General features: G+C 39.7%; 20 protein-coding genes. 10 read left to right on the top strand and 10 right to left on the bottom strand.

What is annotated here, in order from left to right:
• Positions 1-30: 30 nt before the first annotated feature.
• A complete protein-coding gene (locus tag SD449_RS00315; RefSeq protein ID WP_318308106.1) occupies positions 31-1074 on the top strand; it encodes an acyltransferase family protein in 1044 nt (347 codons plus the stop codon).
• An 11-nt stretch (positions 1075-1085) separates the two neighbouring features.
• On the opposite strand, the gene SD449_RS00320 is transcribed toward SD449_RS00315, so the two are convergent.
• The 7 genes from SD449_RS00320 to gmd form a co-directional block, all read right to left on the bottom strand.
• Positions 1086-2294, bottom strand: a complete 1209-nt coding sequence (locus tag SD449_RS00320; protein WP_318308107.1) for an O-antigen ligase family protein — start codon at positions 2292-2294, stop codon at positions 1086-1088.
• 8 nt (positions 2295-2302) lie between these two features.
• Entirely contained in the window at positions 2303-2824 is a 522-nt protein-coding gene (locus tag SD449_RS00325) for an acyltransferase (RefSeq protein WP_318308109.1), read from the bottom strand.
• Positions 2825-2914: 90 nt separating this feature from the next.
• Positions 2915-4177, bottom strand: a complete 1263-nt coding sequence (locus SD449_RS00330; protein WP_318308110.1) for a glycosyltransferase family 4 protein — start codon at positions 4175-4177, stop codon at positions 2915-2917.
• Positions 4174-5343, bottom strand: a complete 1170-nt coding sequence (locus SD449_RS00335; RefSeq protein ID WP_318308112.1) for a glycosyltransferase — start codon at positions 5341-5343, stop codon at positions 4174-4176. The genes SD449_RS00330 and SD449_RS00335 overlap by 4 nt, the downstream gene beginning before the upstream one ends.
• 21 nt (positions 5344-5364) lie before the next feature.
• The gene (locus SD449_RS00340; RefSeq protein ID WP_318308114.1) at positions 5365-6807 is read right to left on the bottom strand and encodes a lipopolysaccharide biosynthesis protein; all 1443 of its coding nucleotides are present in this window, start codon (positions 6805-6807) and stop codon (positions 5365-5367) included.
• 38 nt (positions 6808-6845) lie between these two features.
• Positions 6846-7934, bottom strand: coding sequence for a GDP-L-fucose synthase family protein (locus tag SD449_RS00345; RefSeq protein WP_318308116.1), 1089 nt, complete (start codon positions 7932-7934; stop codon positions 6846-6848).
• Complete coding sequence (gene gmd, locus SD449_RS00350; protein WP_318308117.1) at positions 7935-9047, bottom strand: GDP-mannose 4,6-dehydratase; 1113 nt, start codon at positions 9045-9047, stop codon at positions 7935-7937. It abuts the gene before it with no gap.
• A gap of 269 nt (positions 9048-9316) precedes the next feature.
• Between gmd and SD449_RS00355 the strand changes: the two genes are divergently transcribed.
• On the top strand, positions 9317-10750 hold the full coding sequence (locus SD449_RS00355; protein ID WP_318308118.1) for an MBOAT family O-acyltransferase: 1434 nt from the start codon (positions 9317-9319) through the stop codon (positions 10748-10750).
• Between the two features lie 3 nt (positions 10751-10753).
• The gene (locus SD449_RS00360; RefSeq protein ID WP_318308119.1) at positions 10754-11821 is read left to right on the top strand and encodes a hypothetical protein; all 1068 of its coding nucleotides are present in this window, start codon (positions 10754-10756) and stop codon (positions 11819-11821) included.
• 43 nt (positions 11822-11864) lie between these two features.
• Here the strand turns inward: SD449_RS00360 and SD449_RS00365 are convergent, their stop codons facing one another.
• Both SD449_RS00365 and SD449_RS00370 read right to left on the bottom strand, forming a co-directional pair.
• A complete protein-coding gene (locus SD449_RS00365) occupies positions 11865-12896 on the bottom strand; it encodes an NAD-dependent epimerase/dehydratase family protein (RefSeq protein WP_318308120.1) in 1032 nt (343 codons plus the stop codon).
• 103 nt (positions 12897-12999) lie between these two features.
• The gene (locus tag SD449_RS00370; RefSeq protein ID WP_318308121.1) at positions 13000-14403 is read right to left on the bottom strand and encodes a nucleotide sugar dehydrogenase; all 1404 of its coding nucleotides are present in this window, start codon (positions 14401-14403) and stop codon (positions 13000-13002) included.
• A 356-nt stretch (positions 14404-14759) separates the two neighbouring features.
• Between SD449_RS00370 and SD449_RS00375 the strand changes: the two genes are divergently transcribed.
• The 4 genes from SD449_RS00375 to SD449_RS00390 are packed head-to-tail and all read left to right on the top strand — an operon-like array spanning position 14760 to position 21035.
• Positions 14760-15893, top strand: a complete 1134-nt coding sequence (locus SD449_RS00375; protein WP_318308123.1) for a DegT/DnrJ/EryC1/StrS family aminotransferase — start codon at positions 14760-14762, stop codon at positions 15891-15893.
• Positions 15890-17836, top strand: a complete 1947-nt coding sequence (locus tag SD449_RS00380; RefSeq protein WP_318308124.1) for a polysaccharide biosynthesis protein — start codon at positions 15890-15892, stop codon at positions 17834-17836. Before SD449_RS00375 ends, SD449_RS00380 begins: the two co-directional genes overlap by 4 nt.
• Positions 17837-17851: 15 nt before the next feature.
• On the top strand, positions 17852-18613 hold the full coding sequence (locus SD449_RS00385; protein WP_318308125.1) for a polysaccharide biosynthesis/export family protein: 762 nt from the start codon (positions 17852-17854) through the stop codon (positions 18611-18613).
• 31 nt (positions 18614-18644) lie between these two features.
• Complete coding sequence (locus SD449_RS00390) at positions 18645-21035, top strand: GumC family protein (RefSeq protein ID WP_318308126.1); 2391 nt, start codon at positions 18645-18647, stop codon at positions 21033-21035.
• 9 nt (positions 21036-21044) lie between these two features.
• On the opposite strand, the gene SD449_RS00395 is transcribed toward SD449_RS00390, so the two are convergent.
• Entirely contained in the window at positions 21045-21788 is a 744-nt protein-coding gene (locus SD449_RS00395; protein ID WP_318308127.1) for a tyrosine-protein phosphatase, read from the bottom strand.
• A gap of 250 nt (positions 21789-22038) precedes the next feature.
• Between SD449_RS00395 and SD449_RS00400 the strand changes: the two genes are divergently transcribed.
• From SD449_RS00400 to SD449_RS00410, 3 genes are all read left to right on the top strand, one after another.
• On the top strand, positions 22039-23337 hold the full coding sequence (locus tag SD449_RS00400; RefSeq protein ID WP_318308128.1) for a sensor histidine kinase: 1299 nt from the start codon (positions 22039-22041) through the stop codon (positions 23335-23337).
• The gene (locus SD449_RS00405; protein WP_318308129.1) at positions 23330-24031 is read left to right on the top strand and encodes a response regulator transcription factor; all 702 of its coding nucleotides are present in this window, start codon (positions 23330-23332) and stop codon (positions 24029-24031) included. The genes SD449_RS00400 and SD449_RS00405 overlap by 8 nt, the downstream gene beginning before the upstream one ends.
• Before the next feature lie 395 nt (positions 24032-24426).
• The gene (locus tag SD449_RS00410) at positions 24427-25191 is read left to right on the top strand and encodes a hypothetical protein (RefSeq protein ID WP_318308130.1); all 765 of its coding nucleotides are present in this window, start codon (positions 24427-24429) and stop codon (positions 25189-25191) included.
• Positions 25192-25201: the final 10 nt, after the last annotated feature.

The following is a 25201-nucleotide window of genomic DNA, read 5'->3' on the forward strand; positions in this document are numbered from 1 at the left end:
CCATGGTAAGTTCTAATGAAACATATAGGTATGTCCAAAAATAGCATCACCAAAAAGCCATTTTTATGGTCCTTTCACTATTTTAGGGCTTTTGCCATCCTTAATATCATATTTATTCATACGTGGCGGTTTCCTCCAAAAACAGAGTATACCGGAAGTTCATCTTTTGTTGATGCTACCCGTGACATGTTGTTTCATGGCAGTACCATATATTTCTTGTTCATATCCGGATTTTTGTTTCATTATTTAAGCACAAAATTTAACATAAGGGGGTATTACGTCTCCAAAATCAAAAATGTGGTAGCTCCTTATGTCTTTATTAGCATATTCCTCATTTTTGCGGAGGATTTTACAGGGGCAAGGGCCAATCTTCCATGGTCCGAATATTTTTTTAAGATTCCACGGCAGCTTATCAACGGAACGGCATCTTTCCAATTCTGGTACATTCCCTTCATAATTCTGGTGTTTGCTATTAGTCCACTGTTCTTAAGGTTAAAAGAAAGGGATTTTGTTCGGCTGGCTCCGTGGATTTTTGTTTTGCCCATCTTGGGAACACGGACCCAGGTATATATTACATTGGGTCAATTCATGTATTTTTTGCCCGTTTACCTCTGGGGTATCTATGTGAGTATGCGCTATGCCCAAGTTATGGAAACAGTAAAGCGGTATAAGCTTCCTTTGCTTTTAACTGCGGTCGCCACCTCTGTGATACTGTTGTTCGTAAATCATGAGTATCAATATTTGGGTATCTTCAGTCCTAGGGAATCTTTGGTTTACCTTCAAAAAATGAGTATTACCTTCTTGATTTTATATATCTCCAGAAACATACAAAACAATAAATACTGGATATTGGATATTATAGCCAAGATCAGTTTTGCCCTGTATTTTTTACATGTGATTTTTGACCGACATTTAAAAAAGATTTACTTCGTTGTGGCAGATTTTACACCGCAAGCATTACAGGTTCCCGTTTCAATAGTTTATGTACTGTTTTTATTGACCGTCAACACACTCTTCTGCCTCTTGGTCAAAAAAATCTTGGGAAACCGTTCACGGTACTTTATCGGATATTGATATTGTCCAAATTATTCCTGGACTAAAGGACTTTGCTCAATTTTTCGATTTTCTTCCTTGTTGGAATACTCATTGAGCAGTCCTTGAATAAAGCAATAGAAAACAAATAGAATAAAGAGCGATTCCAATGCAGGTTCCACAAACAACTGGGAGAATATAGCCACGTTGTATATTAGGATAAGGGAATTGAACAATATGGCATTTTTATTGGCCCGTAGGGCCCTTCGAATATTCGAAATTGATTTTATGGTCACGATTACTAGGAGGATAAAAGAAATAGTTGTTCCATTTCTTGCGGCATCGAACCACATATTGTGTGAGTAACCGAATTCATCCACACTCCAGCCCAATGGTTTTTCATAGAGATTTATCAAAGACTTTTCCCAGCGTACCGTACGTCCACCGGCACTGGCGGCATTCTCACTGTCCTGTAATCTTTGCCCTAGGGATGATAGGTATTCCGCATCCAAATCAACCGACAAATAATTGATGCCGACCGCAACGATGACCACCATTACCAGAATGAACTTGAAATTCGAGACCACACTCTGGCTTTTGATACGATAGGCAATGGCAATCAAAATTCCAAGCAGGACGAGGACCAACTGTGTTCTACTGCCCAATCTGAACACACAGAGCATGGATATTACAAATATGCCAAGGGCAATTAAATTAAAGATTAAGGGCAGCTTTCTTTTGGAGGCTATCAAAAGCCCTGGAATACTCATATTAAAAATAAAAAAGGCTCCCATGGCAGTGGCCAGGGTCTCTTTGCCCGTCCAAAAATTGGGTATGGTCCTTCCCAGCTGTACAAAACCTCCCTCCAAAAGATTCAATCCAACCGATATGAGCCCCGTTACGGAATACAACGTCCCAAATACAAAAAGCAAGTAAAAGTGATTTTTTGGTGTACTTGAATCAACAACCATTCTTTTGCCCAAGAGATAAAAAGCTTGGGGAAAGAAAGCATAAATAAAAAGCCATTGTACCCCTTGTTCTAGATTAAAAGCATAAAAGGCCGCATAGACGAAAGAAAAAATGGTCAACAACAAAAAGGTAGTGTCCACCTCCTTTTTTAAGGCATTCTTATTCAAGAAAACAATCCCCAGAATTATATAGCCGGCCAAAAACCCTTTGTTGAACGGATTTATAAAGTAAAGGGAAAGTAATAGGAATGCAGGAAGACCAATCGTTCTTAGATATTTAAAAGCCTGTTTCATATTGCATTTTAGAGGTCTATCTTTTTTATAAACTTTGCAGGGTTGCCGCCCCATATTTCATTTGCAGGAACAGATTTGGTCACCACCGACCCTGCACCTATAATCGAATTATCTCCAATGGAAACCCCTTTCAAAATAATACTGAATGCACCGATAAAGCATGAATTACCTATGCTTACGGGCCTTGTTTTGGCAATATCCGTCTTTACTTCTTTTCTAAGGTCAGGATTTAAAGAATGAAAATCAGTATCGTATATTTTAACGCTTCCCCCAATTTTAACATGGTTACCAATAGTAATTTCATCGTGGCAAATAATTGCACTATTGGATATCCCGCAATCATCGCCGATTCTTAAAGTGGCATTAGGGTAGACGCGCAATGTTGTTCTAGTATCGCCGCCAATAGGATTTGCCGAAGGGCTACTGTTGAATTTTACTTCTTTTCCAAGAAAAACGGCACCTTGTCCCCTCATGAACAGTCTTCCATTGATGGTTGGATAACTCGTATAGGAAACCTTTTTATACTTCAATAGCAGCCAGTTATAGAGTTTGTTGTGTAAACCAAACAAGGACAATATGAATTTTTTAAACCTTATCATGATAAAACAATTGGTTTTAAATTACACAATACTTTTGTAGATGGACAACAATTGGTCAAGATTTGCTTGTCTGTCATGCCGTTTTTTGGCTTCTTTATGCCCATTTTTGGACAGATGAATTGCCAATTCCTTGTCTTCGATTAACCTTTTTATGGATATGGCAAGCATTTCAACTTCTTCAAAACGGTATAAAAGACCTGTTTCCTCATGAGTGACCATATCAGCGACCCCGCCCACATAGGAGGCGATTACCGGAACTCCAAGCAATTGGGCCTCTCCAAGCGAGTTGGGACTATTTTCTATACTTGAAGGACATACAAACATCGAAGCATTTGTGTATTCCTTAATCATTCCAGCTTCATCCAACGGGCCGGTAAAAACAATCTGATTGTCCAGGCCATATTGTGAAATTAGTCCACGAATGTATTTTCCATATCCCGAAATACTCAGTTTTTGCTTAAGATTGTCACTTTTAACAATGTTTCCTCCTGCTATTCTGAGCTTTAGGTTGGGATAAGAATCTTTTAGCAAGTAGGCCGCCTTTAATACTTGGTGCAACCCTTTCAGCGGTCTTGAAGCTTGTGACAAGAAAATGGTCGGTTCAACATGATCTTGCTTAGGTTCCCATAAAGGGGATTCATAAAAAGAGTCGCGAAGTGATTCGTTGCAAAAATGATATTGGACATTAGGGTTTACAATTTTCGTATGGGCATAATCCCATTGGGTCCTTCCGATTACATGCTTTGTCTTTACTAGGTACTTTTTTTCAATGGATTCTCCCCTTTTTAAAAACTCCTTTTCTTCTTGTTTCAGTGTTTGTCTCTTGAGAATATCCCTTAGGGATAGACTTTTTCGTAAATCGGAATTGCTAAGGTTGGCCAAGAAATATCTCGAGTAAACACTGATCAATCCCTGAATGGAGATAACATAATTTAGTTGAGGACAGGCGTTCATCAATGAAAGGCCATGGGCATATTCCGTTCCGTGAATATGAACAACGTCAGGATTTACCTTTTCAACAATCGATATCCATTTTTTTTCAAGTGAAACATCATATTCATTGATGGATTTCTCACCCATCAAATGAAAATAGGTAATGTTGTTGATTTTCTTCTCGTCATCACTTTTAGCATCTCTTGCGGTAGCTACAAACAATTCTATGTTTGGACTATGGGAGAGGCTTTTTGCCAAACCGTACATCCAACCACCGACTACAGGAGGTCTTTGGCCAAGGGCTATTGCCAAATCAGGAAAAACAGTGTTGGTTACCCACAATATTTTCATTTTGTTTCTTTTTTGTACCATTGGTTATTCGTTGGAAATGCTTTGCTGCACGGCCCTTCCAAAATTAAATCGTCTTTGGAATTCATCAAGTTGTCGCACAACCGTAAAAAATTGTCGGCGGCATTTTTTGGCGACCAACTATGGTTAATGTCATCATAGGCATTCTTGACCAAATCTCCCCAAAGCTTCTTATCGTTCATCAGACTTTCCATCAATTGCGTAGCGTGATCAAGGTTTTCGGATTGAAAGACCATTCCATTATTGAAAGGTTTTACAAGGTAAGGAATTGCACCAATTTTGTGACTTGCTACCAATGCACATCCGTTGGCCATGGCTTCATTGGCCACTGCACCCCATCCCTCATTACGGTCACTGCTAAAAAAGAACGAATGGGAGTTCCTCATCATTTGAAGAACCTTTTCATTCTCGATGTTCCCTAAAAAATGGACACAATTTTCCAGATTGAGTTCTTTGCTCATGGAGGTAAGTCTTTCGAGCATATTGCCGGAACCGACGATATTCATTTTAAACTGATGTCCTTTTTTCTTTAAACTATTGGCCAGCATAATGGCCATTTCTGGATGTTTCCAATCTATCAGCCTGGCTACATAAAGAATGGTGAAAACACTATTCTTTTCTGCTAAAACTTGATCAATGTCCAGTTTTGGTGTTTTGGTGAAATATCCCCATTTGTACATTTTGCCCGGATATGCATTGATCCAATTTAAATCGTTGGCAGTGTATGCACTTGAACAAAGCATATGCAGGTTTTTATTTTTAAATCTCGTATGCTTTTTATACTGATGAAAAAATGCTCTGGGGTTAAATTTTTGAAGTGGACTTTTTTTAAAGATTCGTTCCGAATAGCGAAAAGTAAGCTTATCCTTTTCAAGCCTATTTTTCAGGTAGCTATCAGGTGCGGCACCATGCACTACAACATCAGAATCCGTAGCAAGTTGAAGTGCCTTTTTATGGTCCTCCTCGCTTTTATACGCAGGAAGCACATAGGGAGTATCCTTAAATGGATTGTACCCGGAATCCTTGAAAACTTCGGGCATAGCACTTGTAGCCACGAATGTAAAGTTGTTTCCCAATTTTGCATACAGCTCATCGGCCAATGGTTTTTGGTGATGGTTAAAAAAATTGGAAAACAGGGTTATGGTCATGGTGTTTCGTTTTTACAATAGCTATTTCTTTTTGGGCAATAGTTTGATGAACTTTTTAAAAGGTCCCATAAATTCTGGTACTTTAAAATAGTAGTTGCCCAACATGTAGCAACTGGCATAAAAAAGAGGCCCTACTATAAGTTTTGCAATATCGTTCTCAATGGGAATCAAAAGTAAATAGGTACAGACTCCCAAAATAAGATTGAACCCAACAATTTTATAAAGATCTTTCAATTGGCTTTTGGAACCATAATCCATGATTTTACCGGGATAAAAGGAATCGATAAAGTAATGTATTGCGGTGGCCAATAACTCGGCAAGGGCAACATAGACAATCCCGAATTTTAATGCGGCCAATAATAGAACAAGCCGGATAGGTATTTTAATATATTGCTGTTTCAAGGCCAAATCGGTTCTACCAAGAACGTAGAGCAGGTTTACATTGATTCCACAGATGATGGTAATCAGTCTAGCTACTGCGAAAAGCTGCATGACCGGGACCACGGGCAACCATTTTTCTGTGAGCAGTACCTTTATCATTGGCTCGGCAACCACAATCAAGATAAAGAATACGGGCGCCACAAAAATGGTCACAATCTTTATGATGTTCTTGGAATATTTGATCAAAACTTCCTTTTGATCCTGAATATTGGCCAATCCCGGTAAAAGTACTTTTTCCACCATGGAGTTCACAGTCTTGAAGATCAGGTCTGTAAACTGTGTACCTTGAGTGTAATATCCCAATTCTTTTGCATTGATGACCTTGGCGATCAATAGTGCAGAGACATTGCTCACCGAGGTGTTCATCAACGAACTGATGAGTAGTTTGGAACCAAAGGAAAAAAGTTCTTTGAACGATGATTTTGAAAAGATCCATTCAGGTCTCCATTTGGTCCATAACCAAAGTAGAAGCCCAGTAATAAAAGCCTTTATCAAAGTTTGATAAACCAAGGACCAAGCTCCATGCCCTTGATAGGCAAAATATATGGCCATAGCCCCGGAAACCAAGACTGCAACAAAATTCACCTTGGCAAAGATTTTAAAATCAAGCTCAATGGTGACCAGCGTGGCAGGGACGGTAAACAAAGCATTTAATATAAGCGATAGCGCCAAAACCCGGAGCATGCTCTCAAGCTCTGCTATCTCGTAGAAATCTGCCACATATGGGGATGCAAACCATAATAGTACATAACAGACAATACTGATCAGAAGGTTGAAAACAAAGACTGTTGAAATATCTTCGGCAGTCCTATTTTTTTTTTGGATCAAGGCTTTGGTAAAGCCACTATTGATAAAGACCTGTGAAATTACAATGAACACCAGAAGCAGGCCAATAAGGCCATAATCTTTTGGGGTAAGCAATCGAGCCAAAAATATTCCAAGAACAAACTGTACGGCCTGCGTAGAGACCCTTTCAAAAAAGCTCCATAATGCACCGGAAAAAATTTTGTCCCCTAAACTCAAAGTATATGTTTGTTAATGGGTTCTAAAACTATGAAAGCTTAATTCGAAGTTTGGCGGTACCAATCGTACATTTTGGCCACACCTTCTTCAATATCGATTTTATGTTGCCAACCCAAAGCATTCAGTTTGGAAACGTCGGTCAATTTTTTCATTGTACCGTCGGGTTTTGAGGTGTTGTATACAAACTCACCTTTAAAACCAATTTCTTTCTTTATCAAATTGGCAAGATCAGCAATGGAAATATCCTTTCCGGTTCCGATATTGATGTGTGTGTTCCGGACTTCGTTTGTATCATCAAACGTGTCTTTAAAATCGCGGTTTTCCATAATAAAAACACAGGCGTCCGCCATTTCCCTAGACCATAAAAATTCCCGCATCGGTTTACCGCTGCCCCAAATTTCCACACTTACCGTTTCCGAGGTTTTGGTTACACCGTATTTGTTCAAAATGGCCAAGATTTGATCTTGTCCGCTATTTCCGGTCACACCTTCAATGGGCAAGTAGTCGAGGTCTTTCTTTAGGATTTCCCAATTGTCCTCTTCCAAAGCTTTTCCCAAATGAATTTTTCGTATGAGTGCCGGTAGTACGTGTGATTTTTCCAAATCAAAATTATCGTTGGGTCCGTACAAATTGGTGGGCATCACCGATATAAAATTTGTCCCATATTGGATATTGTAGCTTTCACAGGTTTTTATTCCTGCAATTTTAGCTATAGCGTACGGCTCATTGGTATATTCCAGAACATCTGTCAGTAAATAGTCCTCTTTCATGGGTTGGGGGCAATTTTTGGGATAGATGCATGTACTGCCCAAGAACAGGAGTTTTTTTACTTTGTGAATATAGCTTTGATGAATCACATTGTTCTGAATCATCAAATTTTCATATATAAAATCCGCCCTGTAGGTATTGTTGGCCACAATGCCACCCACTTTGGCAGCGGCCAATATCACATAATCCGGTTTTTCTTCTTCAAAAAACCTTTCCACCGCTTTGGTGTCCTTGAGGTCCAATTCTTTACGGGTGCGAACGACCAAATTACTATAGCCCTTTTTGCTGAGGTTGTCCACAATGGCACTTCCCACCAACCCACGATGGCCAGCTACAAAAATCTTGTCAGATTTGTTCATTTACTCAAAGTAATTAAGAATTCTGTACCCGCCTTCTTTAAGGTATTGATCTTTTTGCATTAGTTTAAGGTCGCTTTGCATCATATCTTTTACAAGATCATTTAAATCATACTCCGGTACCCAGCCTAATTTGGTTTTAGCTTTTGTTGGGTCTCCGATGAGCAAATCAACCTCAGTGGGTCTAAAATATTTTGGATCTACTGCCAAAACCTCTTTTCCAATTTCCAATTGATATTCGGGAAGGCTACAGGATTTAACGTAAGCTTTTTCATCCACACCTACACCTTTAAACTCCAATTCTATACCTACTTCGGCAAAACTCATACGAACAAATTCCCTTACCGGGGTTGTCTTACCAGTTGCAATGACCCAATCTTCCGGCTCATCAGCCTGCAAGATCATCCACATCATTCTTATGTAATCCTTGGCATGCCCCCAATCCCTTTGTGCATCAAGATTTCCCAAAAACAGTTTATCCTGTAGGCCCAAAGCAATTCTAGACGTTGCCCTTGTGATTTTACGGGTAACAAACGTTTCTCCTCTTATCGGCGATTCGTGGTTGAACAATATTCCATTACAGGCATACATATTATAGGCTTCACGATAGTTTACCGTTATCCAATAAGCGTACATTTTGGCAACTGCATAGGGGCTTCTGGGATAGAAAGGTGTGGTTTCCGATTGCGGTATTTCCTGTACCTTTCCGTACAATTCGGATGTGGAAGCCTGATAAATTCTTGTTTTATCGCCTAAACCGAGCAATCTTACAGCGTCCAATATGCGCAAGGTGCCGATGCCATCAGCATTTGCCGTATACTCAGGTGTTTCAAAGGAAACTTGGACATGGCTCATGGCCGCCAAATTATAAATCTCGTCGGGTTGAATTTCTTGAATAAGCCTGATCAAATTGGTGCTATCGGTCATATCACCGTAATGCAGGATAAATTTTCTGCCTTCGACGTGTGGGTCTTCATACAGGTGATCTATACGATCGGTGTTAAAAAGGGAGGACCTTCTTTTAAGGCCATGTACTTCATACCCTTTTTTTAATAAAAATTCACTTAGATAGGCGCCGTCCTGACCCGTAGCCCCAGTAATCAATGCTTTTTTCATTTGATGGTTTCTTATAATATGTAGAGGTTTTTAAAAATAACGAGCGAATATCCATATTCGTCTCGTTGGGTCAAAAATAGTTCTTTAAAATCACACTTTTTTACGATTAGCGAATAAGTAACCCATCAAATTGTGATTGTATGGATGAAATAAATTTTATTTGCAATGGAATTTTAGGATTTATCTTCTTCATTGCTTTTGAAAGTGCCGGAGATAAAAATATTTCAAAAAAAATATCGTTCCAACTAAGCCAAGCCTTTTAGTGTTATATGTTATTTAACTCTTTTGATTTTGCGGTTTTCCTCCCTGTTGTTTTTTTCCTGTACTGGTTTGTTACCAAAAAAAGTCTAAAACTTCAGAATCTGTTGATCGTATTCGCCAGTTATCTTTTTTATGGCTGGTGGGATTATCGATTCTTGTCCTTGATTATCTTCAGTTCTTTGGTGGACTATACCATTGGCAGGGCACTGGGCAAAACCAATGATGAAAAAAGAAGGAAGTTTCTGCTTTGGTTGAGTATTGTGGTAAACCTTGGTTTTCTTGGATTTTTTAAATATTATAATTTCTTTTTGGAGAACTTTAGGTCGGCCTTCAGCTTCTTCGGTCATGAGTTTGATGGCTATACTTTGAATATTATCCTGCCCGTTGGAATTAGTTTTTATACGTTTCAGACCCTAAGCTATACCATTGATGTGTATAAACGGCAACTAGAACCGACAAAGGATATTGTTGCCTTTTTGGCCTTCGTCAGTTTTTTTCCACAGTTGGTTGCCGGACCCATTGAAAGAGCGACGAATCTTTTACCACAGTTTTATGATAAGAGAAGCTTTAGCTATAGGAATGCCGTAAATGGCACAAGACAGATTTTATGGGGACTTTTCAAAAAAGTGGTGATTGCCGATCAGTGTGCTGAATATGTTAACTTGATTTTTGACAATTCAGCGGACCATGGGGGAATCACGCTCATTTTAGGGGCATTCTTATTCGCATTTCAAATTTACGGTGACTTCTCTGGTTATTCGGATATAGCCATTGGTACATCAAAACTTTTTGGGTTCGATTTGATGCAAAACTTTGCTTATCCCTATTTTTCCCGAGACATTGCGGAGTTTTGGAGACGCTGGCATATATCCCTATCTACATGGTTTAGGGATTATCTCTATATTCCCCTTGGTGGAAGTAGAGGGGGGCTATGGATGAAAGTGCGCAATACATTTATTATTTTTCTGGTGAGCGGCTTTTGGCACGGCGCCAATTGGACTTTTATTGTATGGGGTGGACTTAATGCAATTTACTTTTTGCCTTTACTTTTGTCCAAAAAGAATAGGGCGAACATTGACATTGTTGCAAATGATTCTGTTTTTCCAAGTTGGAAAGAAATGGGACAGATTTTGGTCACATTTATCCTTACCATTTTGGCATGGGTATTCTTTAGGGCAGAAGACCTCAACCATGCCTTCTCCTATCTTTATGGAATATTTTCACAGCTGCAAGCCCCGTTGGATTATGCGCCGTGGTCACTTTTTATTTTTCTGTTATTTTTCCTGTTGGTGGAATGGATGGGCAGAAGGGAAAAGTTTGCACTTGAAAGATTGGGCGCAGACTGGAAACTTGGGTTTCGTTGGGCGTTCTATTTTGTAATATGTCTATGTATTATTGGTTGTATGGATAATCAGCAAGACTTTATTTACTTTCAATTTTAAGCTATGAGAAAGTTTTTGGTACAACTTGGTATTCTTTCCAGTATTGTTTTACTGGCCTGTTTTTTGTTGTCCGAGGTTACCTTTTCAGATGATTTTCTGGTTTATAAAACAAAAGATACGGCCTTCAAAAAAATAGGATGGAATCTGAATTTGATCAATAATGAACCAAAAAGGCTTGAAAATAGTATCGTTTTCTTGGGATCTTCCCTTGTCCAAGGCGGAATAAACGATTCCTTACTACAGCAAAGCGGTATTAGTGCCATCAACATGGGAGTTCCCCACAACGGGAACGAAATCGGTCTTTATTTTTTGGAGCGTATAAAGGATAAAGACCCCAAGGAGGTTATATTTTTAAAAGGAAAAACCCCTTTCAATGGTCTTCATAAAATGACTCCTCTACTATACACATCGAGTGAACTTTTTGAAGGTGGTCAACGATTTAATCCAGATTATATCAGTTTTGTGTTCAAAAAAACAAAACTATGTTTGGAATATATCTTTTTCAAGATGCTTCAAAAACAACCGAAAGCCGACCTTGAATATTCTAATTTTTTGTCAAGGCCATACGGAGTGGTCTATGCAACGGATACGGTATCGACCAAGATTTACAACGAAACCGTATTGGAGAACACAAAGAAGAAAAGCGATGAATACTACAACCTTTACCAGAATGATTTTTTATACCAAGATGAAATCAATGGCAGCGCTTTTTCTAACAACCTAAAAATTGCCAAAAGAAAATTGGTGCTCACGGCATGGGTGGAAAACAATTTTATCACCAATATAAAATCGCAAGAAAGTTTTATTGAGTCAGCGATTCAAATATGCAAACGGAACGAAATTAAGGTGGGTAAAATTTATATTCCAAAATTGGTGGATGTCAAGAACTATTCAAATGTGCCCTACAATAGAAATTTTTATAAGCCGGTTCCCTCAGATTCCATCGGAGTATATCATTTGGATTCGTTCCAATTTCTGAAAGCAAAAGAACATTGGGCGGATTTTGACCATTTGGATGAAAGTGGCGCAGATTTGTTCACCAAAGAGGTGCTAAAAACATTACAAAATTAAGATTGTGAAGATTTTTGACTCTTAAGAACTGAGTCTAAATTTTTTAATTCTCTATCAAAACATAGTTCTTGTACCAATCCACGAATCTTGGAATTCCTTCAGAAATAGTGGTGTTGGGATGGTACCCATACTTTGACTTTATTTGACCGATATCTGCCCAGGTTTTTTCCACATCCCCTTTTTGCATGGGCATAAATTCTATTTTAGGCTCTTTTTGCAATGCTTTTCCTATTTCGGTAATAAAATCCATCAATTTCACTGGATTTCCTGCACCTATGTTATACACTTGGTACAGGGATTCCGTATTGATTTTTTTACCATGACCTTCGATAATCGCCAAGATACCGTTTACGATATCGTCAATGTAGGTAAAGTCCCTTTCCATTTCCCCTTCATTGAATACCTTGATAGGCCTGTTATTGTAGATGGCATCCGTAAAAAGATAAATTGCCATGTCCGGTCTGCCCCATGGTCCGTAAACGGTAAAGAATCTGAGCCCTGTTGTTTTTAATCCGTACAGGTTACTATAGGCATGGGCCATGAGTTCGTTGCTCTTTTTGGTGGCTGCGTATAAACTTACAGGCCTGTCTGCCTGTTGGTCCACAGAAAAGGGTATGGAATCGTTAAGGCCATATACGCTTGAACTACTGGCGTAAATTAAGTGTTCTATGTGGTTGTGACGACAACATTCCAAGATATTCAGAAAACCCACAATGTTGCTATCCACATAGGCCTCTGGGTTTTCTAAACTATATCTGACCCCTGCTTGCGCCGCAAGGGAACATACCACGGTAAAATTTTCTTTTTCAAAAAGCTTTGGCAACTCTTCCCTGTCCTCTAAATTCATTTTTACAAACCTGAATTGGGAGCCATGGATACTACTTTCTGTTAAAGTATTATATGCTTTGGTATTGCTGCCTTCTATCCCTAATTCCGATAATCGAGCATATTTTAAATCAACACTATAGTATTCATTGATGTTGTCAAGACCAACTACATCAAACCCTTTTTTAATCAATGAAAGGCAGACATGAAAGCCTATAAATCCCGCTGCGCCTGTGACTAATATTTTCAAAGTTTGATTTTTTTTTCTTGGCTTAAATATATTGCTTTTTAATAAGAACGCCCCGAGAATAGTTGCTATTACTCGGGGCGTTACTAATATTCTGATGAACGGTCTAGGATTCTCCGATTTTATAAAAATCAAAGCCCAATTCCTTCATTTTTTCTGTATCGAGAATACGTCTACCATCAAAAACAAATGCCGGTTTGAGCATATTCTTATAAATTTTCTCCCAGTCGTACGATTTAAATTCGTCCCATTCCGTGAGAATTGCTATGGCATGTGCATCTTCCGAAGCTTCAATAGGTTCCGAAGTAACCGTAAGCAAGTTTCTGTTTTCCGCATCGCTTCTGGTACCCAGATAGTTGAGGTCTTGATATACTTTTTCTTCAGAGACCTGTGGGTCATACACAACCACATTTGCTTGTTCTTCCATAAGAAGGTCTGCAACATAAATTGCAGCGGACTCTCTGGTATCGTTTGTGTCTTTCTTAAAAGCCCATCCGTAAAAAACAATTTTCTTACCAGCTACGGTATTGAACATGGTGGAAATCATTTTATCGGTAAACCTGGTTTTTTGGTAATCGTTCATGATGATTACTTGTTCCCAATAGTCGGCGACCTCTTGCAACCCAAAAGTTTTGGCAATGTATACCAAATTCAAGATATCTTTTTGAAAACAGGAACCTCCGAATCCAACGGACGATTTAAGAAATTTTGGCCCAATTCTACTGTCAAAACCGATGGCATTGGCTACTTCATCAATATTTGCATCCGTTTTTTCACAAAGTGCAGAGATGGAATTGATAGAAGAAACCCTTTGGGCTAGAAATGCATTGGCCACCAATTTGGATAGTTCTGAAGACCAAACATTGGTCTGCAAAATACGTTCCTTTGGCAACCAGTTTTCATAGACACTGCTCAAAAGGTCTTTGGCCTTTTGACCTGAAGGAGTATCATCCCCACCGATCAAAACCCGATCCGCATTCAATAGGTCTTCGATTGCGGTTCCTTCAGCCAAGAACTCAGGGTTGGACAACACCTCAAAACTTACATTGTTCTTTGTATTGGTATTATGGAGGATACTTTTTATGGCTTCAGCTGTTCTTACGGGTAGGGTTGACTTTTCCACTACAATTTTATCACTTGTGGCTACACGGGCAATATTTCTTGCGCATAGTTCAATATACTTTAGATCAGCAGCCTGTCCTTTGCCCTTACCGTAAGTTTTAGTAGGGGTATTGACAGAAATGAAAATCATATCTGCTTCGTCAATTGCTTGATCTATAGCTGTGGAAAAGAATAGATTCTTCCCTCTGGTTTCTTTTACAATTTCCGCAAGGCCAGGTTCGTAAACAGGTAGCTGGTCAAGGTCTTCATGGTTCCATAGATCGATTCTTTTTTCATTGATATCGACCACGGTCACCCTTATATCGGGGCATTTATTGGCGATTACCGACATTGTGGGACCGCCAACGTATCCGGCTCCAATGCAACAAATAGATGAGATTTTTTTCATTAATGGCAAGTTAAAATTCCTGAACAGTTTGCAAATATCAAAAAACTAACGGCAATGCTGTATTTATATTTTAAAAAAAACAATTCATCCCCAAATCTCTACCATTTAACCGATAATAGGAGGTGTTTTCCCACAACTTTTAGAATAGTAAAATTGTTGAGTGGACGAATTAAAAATGAAGCTCATCGAACTGGCTTTTTTTGGGAAATCCTTAATTAATACAGCATTTGAACACTTAATCGAATTTTTCAAACCTTCGGCGAATTGTGATTGCAAATGGAGTGTGGGCCAAGTTTAACTATGTACTTTTACTCTAGAGCATTAAAGCTCTCCTACTTATAACCCTAAACTAATAAATGGAAACCACAATCTCAGAAAAAATCTGGTTATCCCCCCCGCACATAGGAACGCATGAGCAACGCTATGTGCAGGAAGCATTCGATACCAATTGGATTGCCCCACTGGGACCCAATGTTCAAAATTTCGAAAAAAGCATCACTGATTATATTGGAAACAATTCGTACGCTGCCTGTTTGAGCTCTGGTACCGCGGCAATACATTTGGCACTGGAACTTTTGGGAGTAGGTCATGGAGACGAGGTCCTTTGTCAAAGTTTTACGTTTTCGGCATCTGCCAATCCAATCGTTTATCTGGGCGCAACACCCATTTTTGTGGATAGTGAGGTCAAAACTTGGAACATCTGTCCCGAGTTACTGGAGGATGCCATAAAAAATAGATTGAAGGAAGGTAAAAAACCCAAGGCCATCGTGGCGGTACATTTATATGGTATGCCGTATTCAGTAAACGAAATAAAAGCCATTTCCACCAAATATGATATTCCTGTAGTGGAAGATAGTGCCGAAGCTCTTGGCAGTAGTTACAAAGGTTTTAAGTGCGGTACCCTAGGAGAAATGGGCATCTTATCCTTTAACGGAAACAAGATCATTACCACTTCTGGTGGCGGCGCGTTGATTTGCCGGGACCAAAAAATGAAAGAAAAAGCAGTTTTTCTTGCCACCCAAGCAAGGGACAATGCTCCACATTACCAGCATTCGCATATTGGATATAATTACAGGATGAGCAATGTTCTGGCCGGTATAGGGAGGGGACAGATGGAAGTACTGGATGACCGGGTCGAAGCAAGGCGGAACAATTTTGAATATTACAAGGAAGCATTAAAGGATATTGAAGAGATTGCTTTTCTAGATGAGCCAGAAGGGTCTTTTTCCAACAGATGGCTCACCTGTATCTTGACTCCTTCCTTTGCAGTAAGGGAAAAACTAAGAAATGCTCTCGAGCAAGAGAACATAGAATCACGACCATTATGGAAACCAATGCATTTGCAGCCAATCTTTGAAAAATCACGATCATTTGTAAATGGGGTAAGCGAGAACCTTTTTGAAAAGGGTCTGTGTTTGCCAAGCGGTTCCAATCTTTTAAAGGATGATGTAGAGAGAATTTGCAACATTATTAAAAACCAATTGAAATGATCAAAGAATACTTTTATAGAAAGGGCAGACGATATGCATCCAAATGGACGGTGTTGATGATCGATCTTTGTATTGTTGCCGTTTCATTCATTTTGGCCTATTTCATTAGGTTTAATTTGAGTTTCAATTTTGAAGTTCAACATTTATGGACCCAGTTGCCCGTTGTGGTGCTATTATTTTTAGGGGCCTTTTTGATCTCTGGAAGTTACAAGGGAGTTGTAAGGCATACCGGAATAAAGGATGTTTACGCCATTTTTAATGGGGTGTGTATGGCCAGTATAGGCGCCATAGCCGTGGTCTTGGTGAACAGGTATCTTAACGTAGTGGATGGATTTACCATTCCATTGTCAATTATTATCATTAATAGTTTATTGACCTTCATTACACTTGCTACTTCACGATATGTTTTTAAAATATGTTTTGAAGCAATGATGAACACTGGTCAAGCACCATCAAAAAATCTGATAATTTACGGTGCCGGAGAGTCAGGAATCATTACTTACAATACATTGACCAATCACTCCAAAATGGGGGTCAAGGTCATTGGTTTCGTGGACAATAACCATCAAAAGGTAGGAAAGCAGATCAACGGGGTAAAGGTTTATGACAAATCTATCCTTACCGAGGATTTTATAAAGTTCAACAACATTTCCGAGGTAATTTTTTCCATTCAAAGTATTAGCCCAAAGCAGTTGAGAACTTTGGTAAACGGTGTTGTTGACCTTCCGGTCAAGGTGAAAATAGTACCACCTGTTGAAGATTGGATAAATGGGGAACTAAAGGTGTCCCAGATTAAACGCGTACAGATAGAAGATTTGTTGGACAGACCGCCCATTGAGATAAAGAATAGCAAAGTCATGAAGGATTTTGATGACAAGGTCATCATGGTTACTGGCGGCGCAGGTTCCATAGGGAGTGAGCTTGTAAGGCAGATATGCAAATACAATTATCGTTCGTTGATTGTTATAGATCAAGCAGAGTCCGCCCTTTACGACCTTCAACAAGAGCTTAAACAAGCGGGCTTTTTCAATTTTATACCTATTGTAAGTGATATCCGCGACAAAAATAAAATGCGTGTTTTGTTCGAGCAGCACCAACCGGATAGAATTTTCCATGCTGCGGCCTACAAACATGTACCGTTAATGGAACAAAACCCATACGAAGCCGTAAAAATAAATGTTGCCGGAACAAAGACCATAGTGGACCTATCTGTGGAATACGATGTGGAGAAATTTGTTTTTGTATCGACTGATAAGGCTGTTAATCCCACCAATATAATGGGAGCGACCAAGCGTATTGCGGAAATGTACATCAGTTGCAGACAGCAAGAGGGAAAAACCAAGTTCATTACCACCCGTTTTGGGAATGTACTAGGTTCCAACGGATCTGTGATACCATTGTTTAGAAAGCAAATTGAGAAAGGCGGACCGCTTACCGTTACCCATAAGGACATTACAAGGTATTTTATGACTATTCCGGAAGCATCTCAGTTGGTGTTGGAAGCAGGAGCCATGGGCAAGGGAGGTGAGATTTTTATCTTTGATATGGGCGAATCCGTGAAAATTATGGATTTGGCCAAAAATATGATACGGCTTTCCGGATTGCATTATCCAGATGATATCGATATAAAGATAACAGGCCTAAGACCGGGCGAGAAGCTTTATGAAGAACTTTTGGCCAACGGGGAGAATACTTTGCCCACCTATCACGATAAGATAATGATTAGCAAGGTAAGGGAGATCGATTACCCTAAAATAAGGACAATGATAGACGAATTGTGCATATCAAACCTTTTCTTTAAGGACAATGTGGTGCAGCTAATGAAAAGTATAGTGCCCGAATACATTTCAAACAATTCCGATTTTTGTAAATTGGACAAAAAGAATCCAACCGAAGAATTAAAAAAAACCTCGGACATTGGACTTCCTCAATTCAACAACTAAATTATGTACAAACCAATGAACCAATTTAGATTCATTTGCTATTTGGGAATCGCATGTTTGCTTTTTTCCTGTACCTCGTCCAAAGATGTGGTATATTTTCAAGATGCCACCCAGTTTGAAACCTTGGTGGACGACAACACTTTTTCCACAAAATTTAAAGTAGACGACCTTTTGAGCATACATGTTTCCGTACTGGATCCAGAAGCCAGTGCCCCGTTCAACTTATATCGAGGCGCACAAGAAGGCGGAATGAGGCCGGAGCAGGTGGATTATTTGGTAGACAAAAATGGTGAGATTGATTTTCCGGTAATTGGCAAGATCAAGATAGCCGGACTTTCTCCCGCTGAAACCCAAAAGCTTTTGGAAGAGAAATTATCTGATTATTTGGTCAACCCCATAATCAATATTCGCATCAAGAATTTTACCGTAACAGTTTTGGGGGCAGTGAACCGTCCAGGAACGTATCCAATAAACGGCGAACAGATTACGATAATGGAAGCCTTGGGATACGCTGGGGATATCAATATCAAAGGTAGGCGCGACAATATTATGGTAATCAGGGATTTTGATGGTACCAAAGTGTACAACAGGATAAACCTGAACAGTAAGGAAGCCTTGGAGTCACCGGTATATTATCTTACCCAGAACGATGTGGTATATGTGGAACCCAACAAATCCGGAAAGACCGCATCCAATCTGGACCAAAGAGCCTCTATTGCGGTTTCAATAATTTCGGTACTGGTTACCTCGACTGTTGTACTTTTGACCAGAAATTAAAAACAGCTTAAGCCCCAAATTAAATCATTACATGAGCGATTCAGCAACCAACAGTTCTGGTAGAGAATTTGATTTAAAAGAAACCATCTCCGTTTATCTTAAAAAATGGAAATGGTTTGCCATATGCACCATTATTGCATTGGTGCTTGCCCACTTGTATTTACGGTATGCAACACCGGAATACGTAGCTTCCGCCAAAATCCAAATTTTGGAGGATAGAAATGCATCTTCCGAGCTCAGCGTTTTGGAAGACTTGGATATTTTTTCGGGTGGTAAGGCCAAAATTGAGGATGAGGTCGAAATTCTGAACGCAAGGGACAATTATGTGAGCTTGGTAAGAAGACTAAGGCTTAACATTAGGTATTTTGTTACGGGCAATATAAAAAGTAAAGAACTATATGGTGAGAAAGAATACCCGTTCACCATAAACTTTATCGCAGCCGATTCCATTGTGAACCGATCCAAACACGAATTCTTCATTGATATTATCTCCGAAAACGATTTTGGATATGCGGAAGAAGAGGATGCATCCTTCAAAAAGTATACGTTCGGAAGCAATATTCATACAAAAATCGGGGACATTATATTGATTCCGACCGATGAGATAGCACGTTATAAAAGGAAAAGACTGAGGATTATCGTAAACCCGATTCCTTTGGTGGCCGATGCCTATAGAAACAGGATGGTGATCAATGCGGCAGATAGCAAGTTCTCCAATATCATAAACATCTCATTGACCGATCATGTTCAGGAAAGGGCCGTAGATGTAATCGATAATCTTATCGAAATCAACAATACAAACGCAGTCAACGATAAGAAAGAAATAGCGGACAGGACCACCCAATTTATCAATGACCGAATCAGTGAGATCTACAGTACACTTTCAAGTGCGGATGAGACTGCCGAAAACTTTAAATCGAGTAGGGGGATTACAGATCTTGGATCGCAGGCCAATGTGACTTTTGAACAAAGTACAATTGGAGAACAACAACTGCAGGATGCAAGTATCCAGCTGAATATTGCCAGTTCCATGAAAGATTTGATTTCCAATCAAGAAGGTTATGAAATCATCCCTTCCAATGTTGGAATTTCCGATCCCGGGATAGCAAACTCTGCGGAGCAATATAATCAATTGGTCGCCCAGCGAAAACGAATGTTGGAAAGTTCCAATGAAAAAAACCCCGTGATCGTTCAATTGGACCAGCAGTTGGAAACATTGAAAAAAGGAATGCAGTCCAGTTTGAACAATGTCACCAATAATCTCAATCTCCGGGTCAACAGTTTGAGCAAACAGCTATCTCAGATCAATTCTAGGATATATGCGGCCCCTAGCAACGAAAGAGCTTTGAGGGACATATCAAGAAAGCAACAGACCACGGAATCACTATATCTTTACCTGCTTCAAAAACGGGAAGAGTCACAAATAACCTTTGCATCGGCTTCTCCAAAATCCAAGATAATAGATTCGGCATATGGCTCCAATAGGCCAGTATCGCCCAATGGTAGAATGGTATATTTAGCAGCCATAGTATTGGGTATGCTCTTGCCCTTTTCCATTATTTATGCAGGTCAGTTATTGGACAACAAAGTGCACAACAAAATGGATCTTGAAAAACACGTTCAAGGAATCCCGGTTCTTGTGGAAATCCCAAAGCTTGGCAAAAAGGAAGCAAAATTGGTGAAGAAAGAAGATCGCTCTGTGCTGGCGGAATCTTTGCGTATACTCCGAACCAACATTAATTATGTTCAAAGGTCCAAGAAATCGGCTACGGACAATATCATATTTGTAACCTCCAGTGTGCCTGGGGAGGGTAAGACTTTTGTTTCGTCCAATTTGGCTGCCATCTATGCAAATACTGGTAAAAAGGTGTTGCTCATTGGAGGTGATATACGAAATCCAAAACTGTACAACTTCTTTACGGAAGACTTAGGAAATGAGGGCAACTCAAAAGTAAAACCAAAACGAACCGTCAAAACTGGGCTAACGGAATACTTGTACGATGATACCATTGGATTGAAGGACATTATTGTCCCCACCCAAGTAAACTCGAACGAAATAGACATTATCTTCTCCGGTAAAATACCACCGAACCCAACAGAGTTATTGATGAGCGAACGGATTGAAAAACTGTTCAAGGATGTTTCGGAAATCTATGACTATGTGATTGTTGATACTGCTCCTTTGATGGTGGTAACAGACACTTTGCTGATAAGCGAATATGCAAGTCAAGTACTCTATGTGGTAAAGGCAGGGGTGACCGAAACCAAAGTTTTGGAATTCCCAAAACGATTGAAGACAGAAGGCAAGCTTAAAGGATTGTCATTTGTGGTAAACAATGTAAAGCAATCCAATCTTGGTTACGGTGGAAAGTATGGCTACGGTTACGGCAAGACAATCAAAAAATGGTGGAATTTTTCGTAGCTAGCTAGATCAATAGAAAGATTGAATGGTATGATCGATAATCGGAAGCAATCTGTTCAATACTTTTTTGGAAACCTTAATTTCCTTTAATAATTGTAGTTGCCTCATATTGTGGACATCGGTCCCTACATAATCGATAAGGTCATCCTTCAGCATTTTTTCCGCTATTTTTTGGACCTCTGGCCCATAGGATTCGGATGTAAGGGAAAGTAAATTTAGCTGGAACAAAATCCCACTGTTTTTCATTTTGTGGTACTTGCCATATTTTCCGTGATAGTACACGTACCGTTCGGGATGGGCCAAAATCGGAAAATATTTATGCCTTGCAATCTTGTCAATAGAAAGCTCAAAATTGAAAGAAGGTTGCAAGTACGACATTTCCACAAGCAAGTATTCCTTTTTGAGAGGGACCACTTTTCCGTCGGCCAATATGTTTTCAAAATTATCATCGATCATATGTTCCGCAGAGTATCCTAAATTGATGGTGGACAATCCCTTTTTTTTCAAAGCTTCCGAAAGCTCAACATAGGCCTTATGGATGGTCCTGGGAGTATTATCATAGTGATTGTGCATAATATGTGGGGAACAAATAAAATTGGTGACCCCGAATGCGGAAAAAGCTTCGATAAGTGCTATGGATTCCTCAACAGTCTTGGCGCCATCATCAATACCGGGCAGAATATGGTTATGGATGTCCACAAGACCGTGCAAGTAATCGGCCAAATAAATTTTCTTTTGAAAAAAACTTATCATGCATAAAATTTGGACTGCAAAGATAGGGGATATGTCGACTTTATAAATGCCAATGTCCTTAAATAAAAAACACCGAAGTGCCCCAAAGCAAAAACCGGCCTAAACAGGCCGGTTTTTGTTGATTCGCTACTAAACTTGTTCTAACTAAACTCGGGTACTAATATAGGGGCTAGTTTGATCCGTAGGGATTAACGAAAGATCAAAAAGATTAATGAAAGACTAATAGGGTTAACCATTCTGTAAATAGCTGATGATTTTTTGTTTATTTAGCGGTATGCTGACCAAGAGGACCCTATACGTTGTTGTTTTTGTGATTGCCGTTGTTGGCCTTTTGGTGGTCCAATACCAATATTTGAGGGTGGGATTGGTCTTGGCAAAAAATCAATTTTCCGATAAGATAGACAAAGCACGCGAAAACATCAATGGCGAACTATCGGAAGTGAACACGCTGACCTATACGTTGGGAAAAGCCATAAGAAAGGATACGTCCGAAGTAAAAATAGGGCTTGATAGTCTGGAAAAGGCTTCCCAGTACTACTTGAACGATTACATCTCCTACCAATTGGGTGTTTCCGGAATCGATGCCCCTTTTTCATATACTCTGTATTCCAGGGATTCCATTACCTATTTAAGTTCAATAAGGCCACACGTGGACTCAAAGGAGGATTTGACCTTTCCTATCGTAGTCAGTGGCTACTTGCCCAATTTGCTTCAAAAAGAAATAGTTTTGGAAATTGGTTTTGAGGACCTGAACAATTATTTTTTGGGACAGTTACGCGGTTTGATTATCCCAGGGCTTATTTTTTTATTGACCATCATTGTAATAGTGATATGGGTTCTTAAATCCTTCTATTTACAAAGAAGTGTCATAACCACGACCAACGACTTCATCAACAACCTGACCCATGAGCTCAAAACCCCGGTTTTTTCTATTGGATTGGCCAGTAAAATCTTGGAAGAAGAAGTTCCAGAAGACAAGAAATCCGTGGTGCAGCTCATCCGCACAGAGTCCGATAGGCTTAAAAAACATATTGATAAAGTCTTGGAATTGGCCAGTATGGAATCGGGTAAAAATCTGCTGCAGTTTCAGGTGATTGATTTTAGGCCCGATTTACAGCGGATCTGTGAGGGCTTTGCCCTGCTTGCCGAACACGATGGGATTTCTTTTGATTTCCAATTGGATGAGGGCCCATATCCAATAAGGGCAGAGAAGTTCCATTTGGAGAATGTAATCGGAAATTTGCTGGAAAATGCCCGAAAGTATTCGGAACAGCCTGAAATTTCGCTAAAAGCCCATACCCGAAAAGAAAGACTTCTCATCAGCATATCGGACAATGGTCAGGGTATTGCGAAAGAAGAGATCAATAAAATCTTCCGAAAATATCATCGGGTAAAGAACGGGGACCTACATAAGGTAAAAGGATACGGCCTAGGTCTGTACTATGTAAAAAAAATCATTAAAATGCACCGTGGAACAATAACGGTGGATAGCGAACTGGGACACGGAACCACGTTTACCTTGTCCCTAAAATTGACCAAAAATGGATAAAAAGTTTAAATTGATTTTGGTAGAGGACGACAATGCCTTGGGATACCTGTTATCGGAATATTTAGGGATGAAGGGGTTTACGGTAACGTGGGCCAAAGATGCAAAAGAGGCCATCATCAAAACTAAGACCAATGTTTTTGATCTAGCGATCTTGGATGTAATGCTCCCGGATATGGACGGATTTGAACTGTCCCAAAAAATTAAGAGCATCAACCCAGAGCTGCCCTTTATTTTTTTAACGGCCCGTTCCCTGAAAATCGATGTTTTAAAAGGATTTTCGTTAGGTGCCGTAGATTACCTTAAAAAACCGATTGACGAGGAGGAACTCGTAGTACGTATCAATGCTCTGCTATCCCGGTTGGTCAGTGACAGGGAGGAGGAAGAGCATGTTTCCCAATACCAGATCGGGGATTATGTACTTAACATGGATAATTTTGAACTCAATTATAAGGGAACTCCCATAAAGTTGACCGGAAAGGAGTTTGACCTTTTGGCCCTATTGGCAAAGAACAAAAACCAGTTGTGTACCCATAAGGAAATTTTGACCACGATATGGGACAAGAACGATTACTTCAACAAAAAAAGTCTTAATGTTTTTATATCCCATTTGCGCAAACATCTGGGCAAAGACCCTAGGTTGAGCATTGTAAATGTAAGCCGTAGAGGATTCATGCTTCGCGAGGAAGACAAGTAAAGCAAAAGCTTGTGGCTTGGTTTTTGAGGAAACTTTAATGAATCCTGTTATTCGTTTAGTTTTTATGTTCAAGTTGTTTAAAAATAGTTCCCCAAAACCCAGTTTGCACCAATTGGATCATCTGTATGGCAATACCATATGCAAATGCCCCTTACCAGAGCAGATATCCTATTGCCAAAGACTCATTGAAAGTTCTAAGTTCCAATTGGCCCAATCATGCCCTAAAAAAGACTCCAACCACTTCAAAACACTTATTGAAGCCGCCGATACCGAACTCCAAAGACTTTACTCCAGAAAAACAGCTTGAGTTATGCTGCCAAAACGGGTTTTAATATCTTTTCTGACCTAAAAAAAGCACAAAAAACAGTAAGTTTAGGATTGAAAAAATAATCACCATGAAAAAATCAATCCTCATTCTTGCATTACTTTCAATTTGTTTCAAAGTGTCCGCCACGGAGACCAAACTTATGGTACGGGCCAAGGCCAAGGATGCCAAGTTTGTTGGAAGTTCCATAGGAGGGGCATATGTGATTGTTCGCAATACCCTGAACGGTGAGATCATGGCAGAAGGAGAGACCACGGGCAGTACTGGCAATACCAATTTGATCATGAAAAGTGCCCATGAAAGGTACACCCAACTCACAGATGATAAAACGGCAGGCTTCTTGGCGGTTTTGGATTTGGACGAACCCACCTTTGTAAGGGTCGAAGTGCTATCGCCGGCCCACAGGAAAAATGCACGGGTACAGGCCAGCACAGAACTTTGGATGCTTCCTGGCAAGGATATTTTGGGTGATGGTCTTGTACTGGAAATACCTGGCTTTGTAGTCGATATATTGAGACCCAACACACATCAGTATATTCCTTTGGAATCCGTCTCCAAATCAGGTTTGCATATAGAGGCCAATATTGTGATGATGTGCGGTTGCCCAATCGAAAAAGGCGGTATTTGGGATTCCGATCTTACGGAAGTAAAGGCTCTTGTGAAAAAAGATGGTGAATCCTTTGGGGAAATAACTCTTAGCAATCCAGCACAGAATACTTTTGATGGCCGTTTGGAAATCCAAGAAGCAGGATATTACCAAATCACGGTCTATGCCTACAATGCCAAAACAGGAAATACGGGTGTGGACAACATCAATTTTGTGGTACGGGACTAAGAAAAACATA

Source organism: Flagellimonas crocea, from assembly GCF_033441595.1.
Lineage (GTDB): Bacteria > Bacteroidota > Bacteroidia > Flavobacteriales > Flavobacteriaceae > Flagellimonas > Flagellimonas crocea.

Bases quoted from the DNA above. Each gene is read 5' to 3' on its own strand.
- SD449_RS00315 (WP_318308106.1), top strand. From the start codon at position 31: ATGTCCAAAAATAGCATCACCAAAAAGCCATTTTTATGGTCCTTTCAC.
- SD449_RS00320 (WP_318308107.1), bottom strand. From the start codon at position 2,294: ATGAAACAGGCTTTTAAATATCTAAGAACGATTGGTCTTCCTGCATTC.
- SD449_RS00330 (WP_318308110.1), bottom strand. From the start codon at position 4,177: ATGAAAATATTGTGGGTAACCAACACTGTTTTTCCTGATTTGGCAATA.
- SD449_RS00335 (WP_318308112.1), bottom strand. From the start codon at position 5,343: ATGACCATAACCCTGTTTTCCAATTTTTTTAACCATCACCAAAAACCA.
- SD449_RS00345 (WP_318308116.1), bottom strand. From the start codon at position 7,934: ATGAACAAATCTGACAAGATTTTTGTAGCTGGCCATCGTGGGTTGGTG.
- gmd (WP_318308117.1), bottom strand. From the start codon at position 9,047: ATGAAAAAAGCATTGATTACTGGGGCTACGGGTCAGGACGGCGCCTAT.
- SD449_RS00355 (WP_318308118.1), top strand. From the start codon at position 9,317: ATGTTATTTAACTCTTTTGATTTTGCGGTTTTCCTCCCTGTTGTTTTT.
- SD449_RS00360 (WP_318308119.1), top strand. From the start codon at position 10,754: ATGAGAAAGTTTTTGGTACAACTTGGTATTCTTTCCAGTATTGTTTTA.
- SD449_RS00370 (WP_318308121.1), bottom strand. From the start codon at position 14,403: ATGAAAAAAATCTCATCTATTTGTTGCATTGGAGCCGGATACGTTGGC.
- SD449_RS00375 (WP_318308123.1), top strand. From the start codon at position 14,760: ATGGAAACCACAATCTCAGAAAAAATCTGGTTATCCCCCCCGCACATA.
- SD449_RS00380 (WP_318308124.1), top strand. From the start codon at position 15,890: ATGATCAAAGAATACTTTTATAGAAAGGGCAGACGATATGCATCCAAA.
- SD449_RS00385 (WP_318308125.1), top strand. From the start codon at position 17,852: ATGAACCAATTTAGATTCATTTGCTATTTGGGAATCGCATGTTTGCTT.
- SD449_RS00390 (WP_318308126.1), top strand. From the start codon at position 18,645: ATGAGCGATTCAGCAACCAACAGTTCTGGTAGAGAATTTGATTTAAAA.
- SD449_RS00395 (WP_318308127.1), bottom strand. From the start codon at position 21,788: ATGATAAGTTTTTTTCAAAAGAAAATTTATTTGGCCGATTACTTGCAC.
- SD449_RS00400 (WP_318308128.1), top strand. From the start codon at position 22,039: ATGATTTTTTGTTTATTTAGCGGTATGCTGACCAAGAGGACCCTATAC.
- SD449_RS00405 (WP_318308129.1), top strand. From the start codon at position 23,330: ATGGATAAAAAGTTTAAATTGATTTTGGTAGAGGACGACAATGCCTTG.
- SD449_RS00410 (WP_318308130.1), top strand. From the start codon at position 24,427: ATGAAAAAATCAATCCTCATTCTTGCATTACTTTCAATTTGTTTCAAA.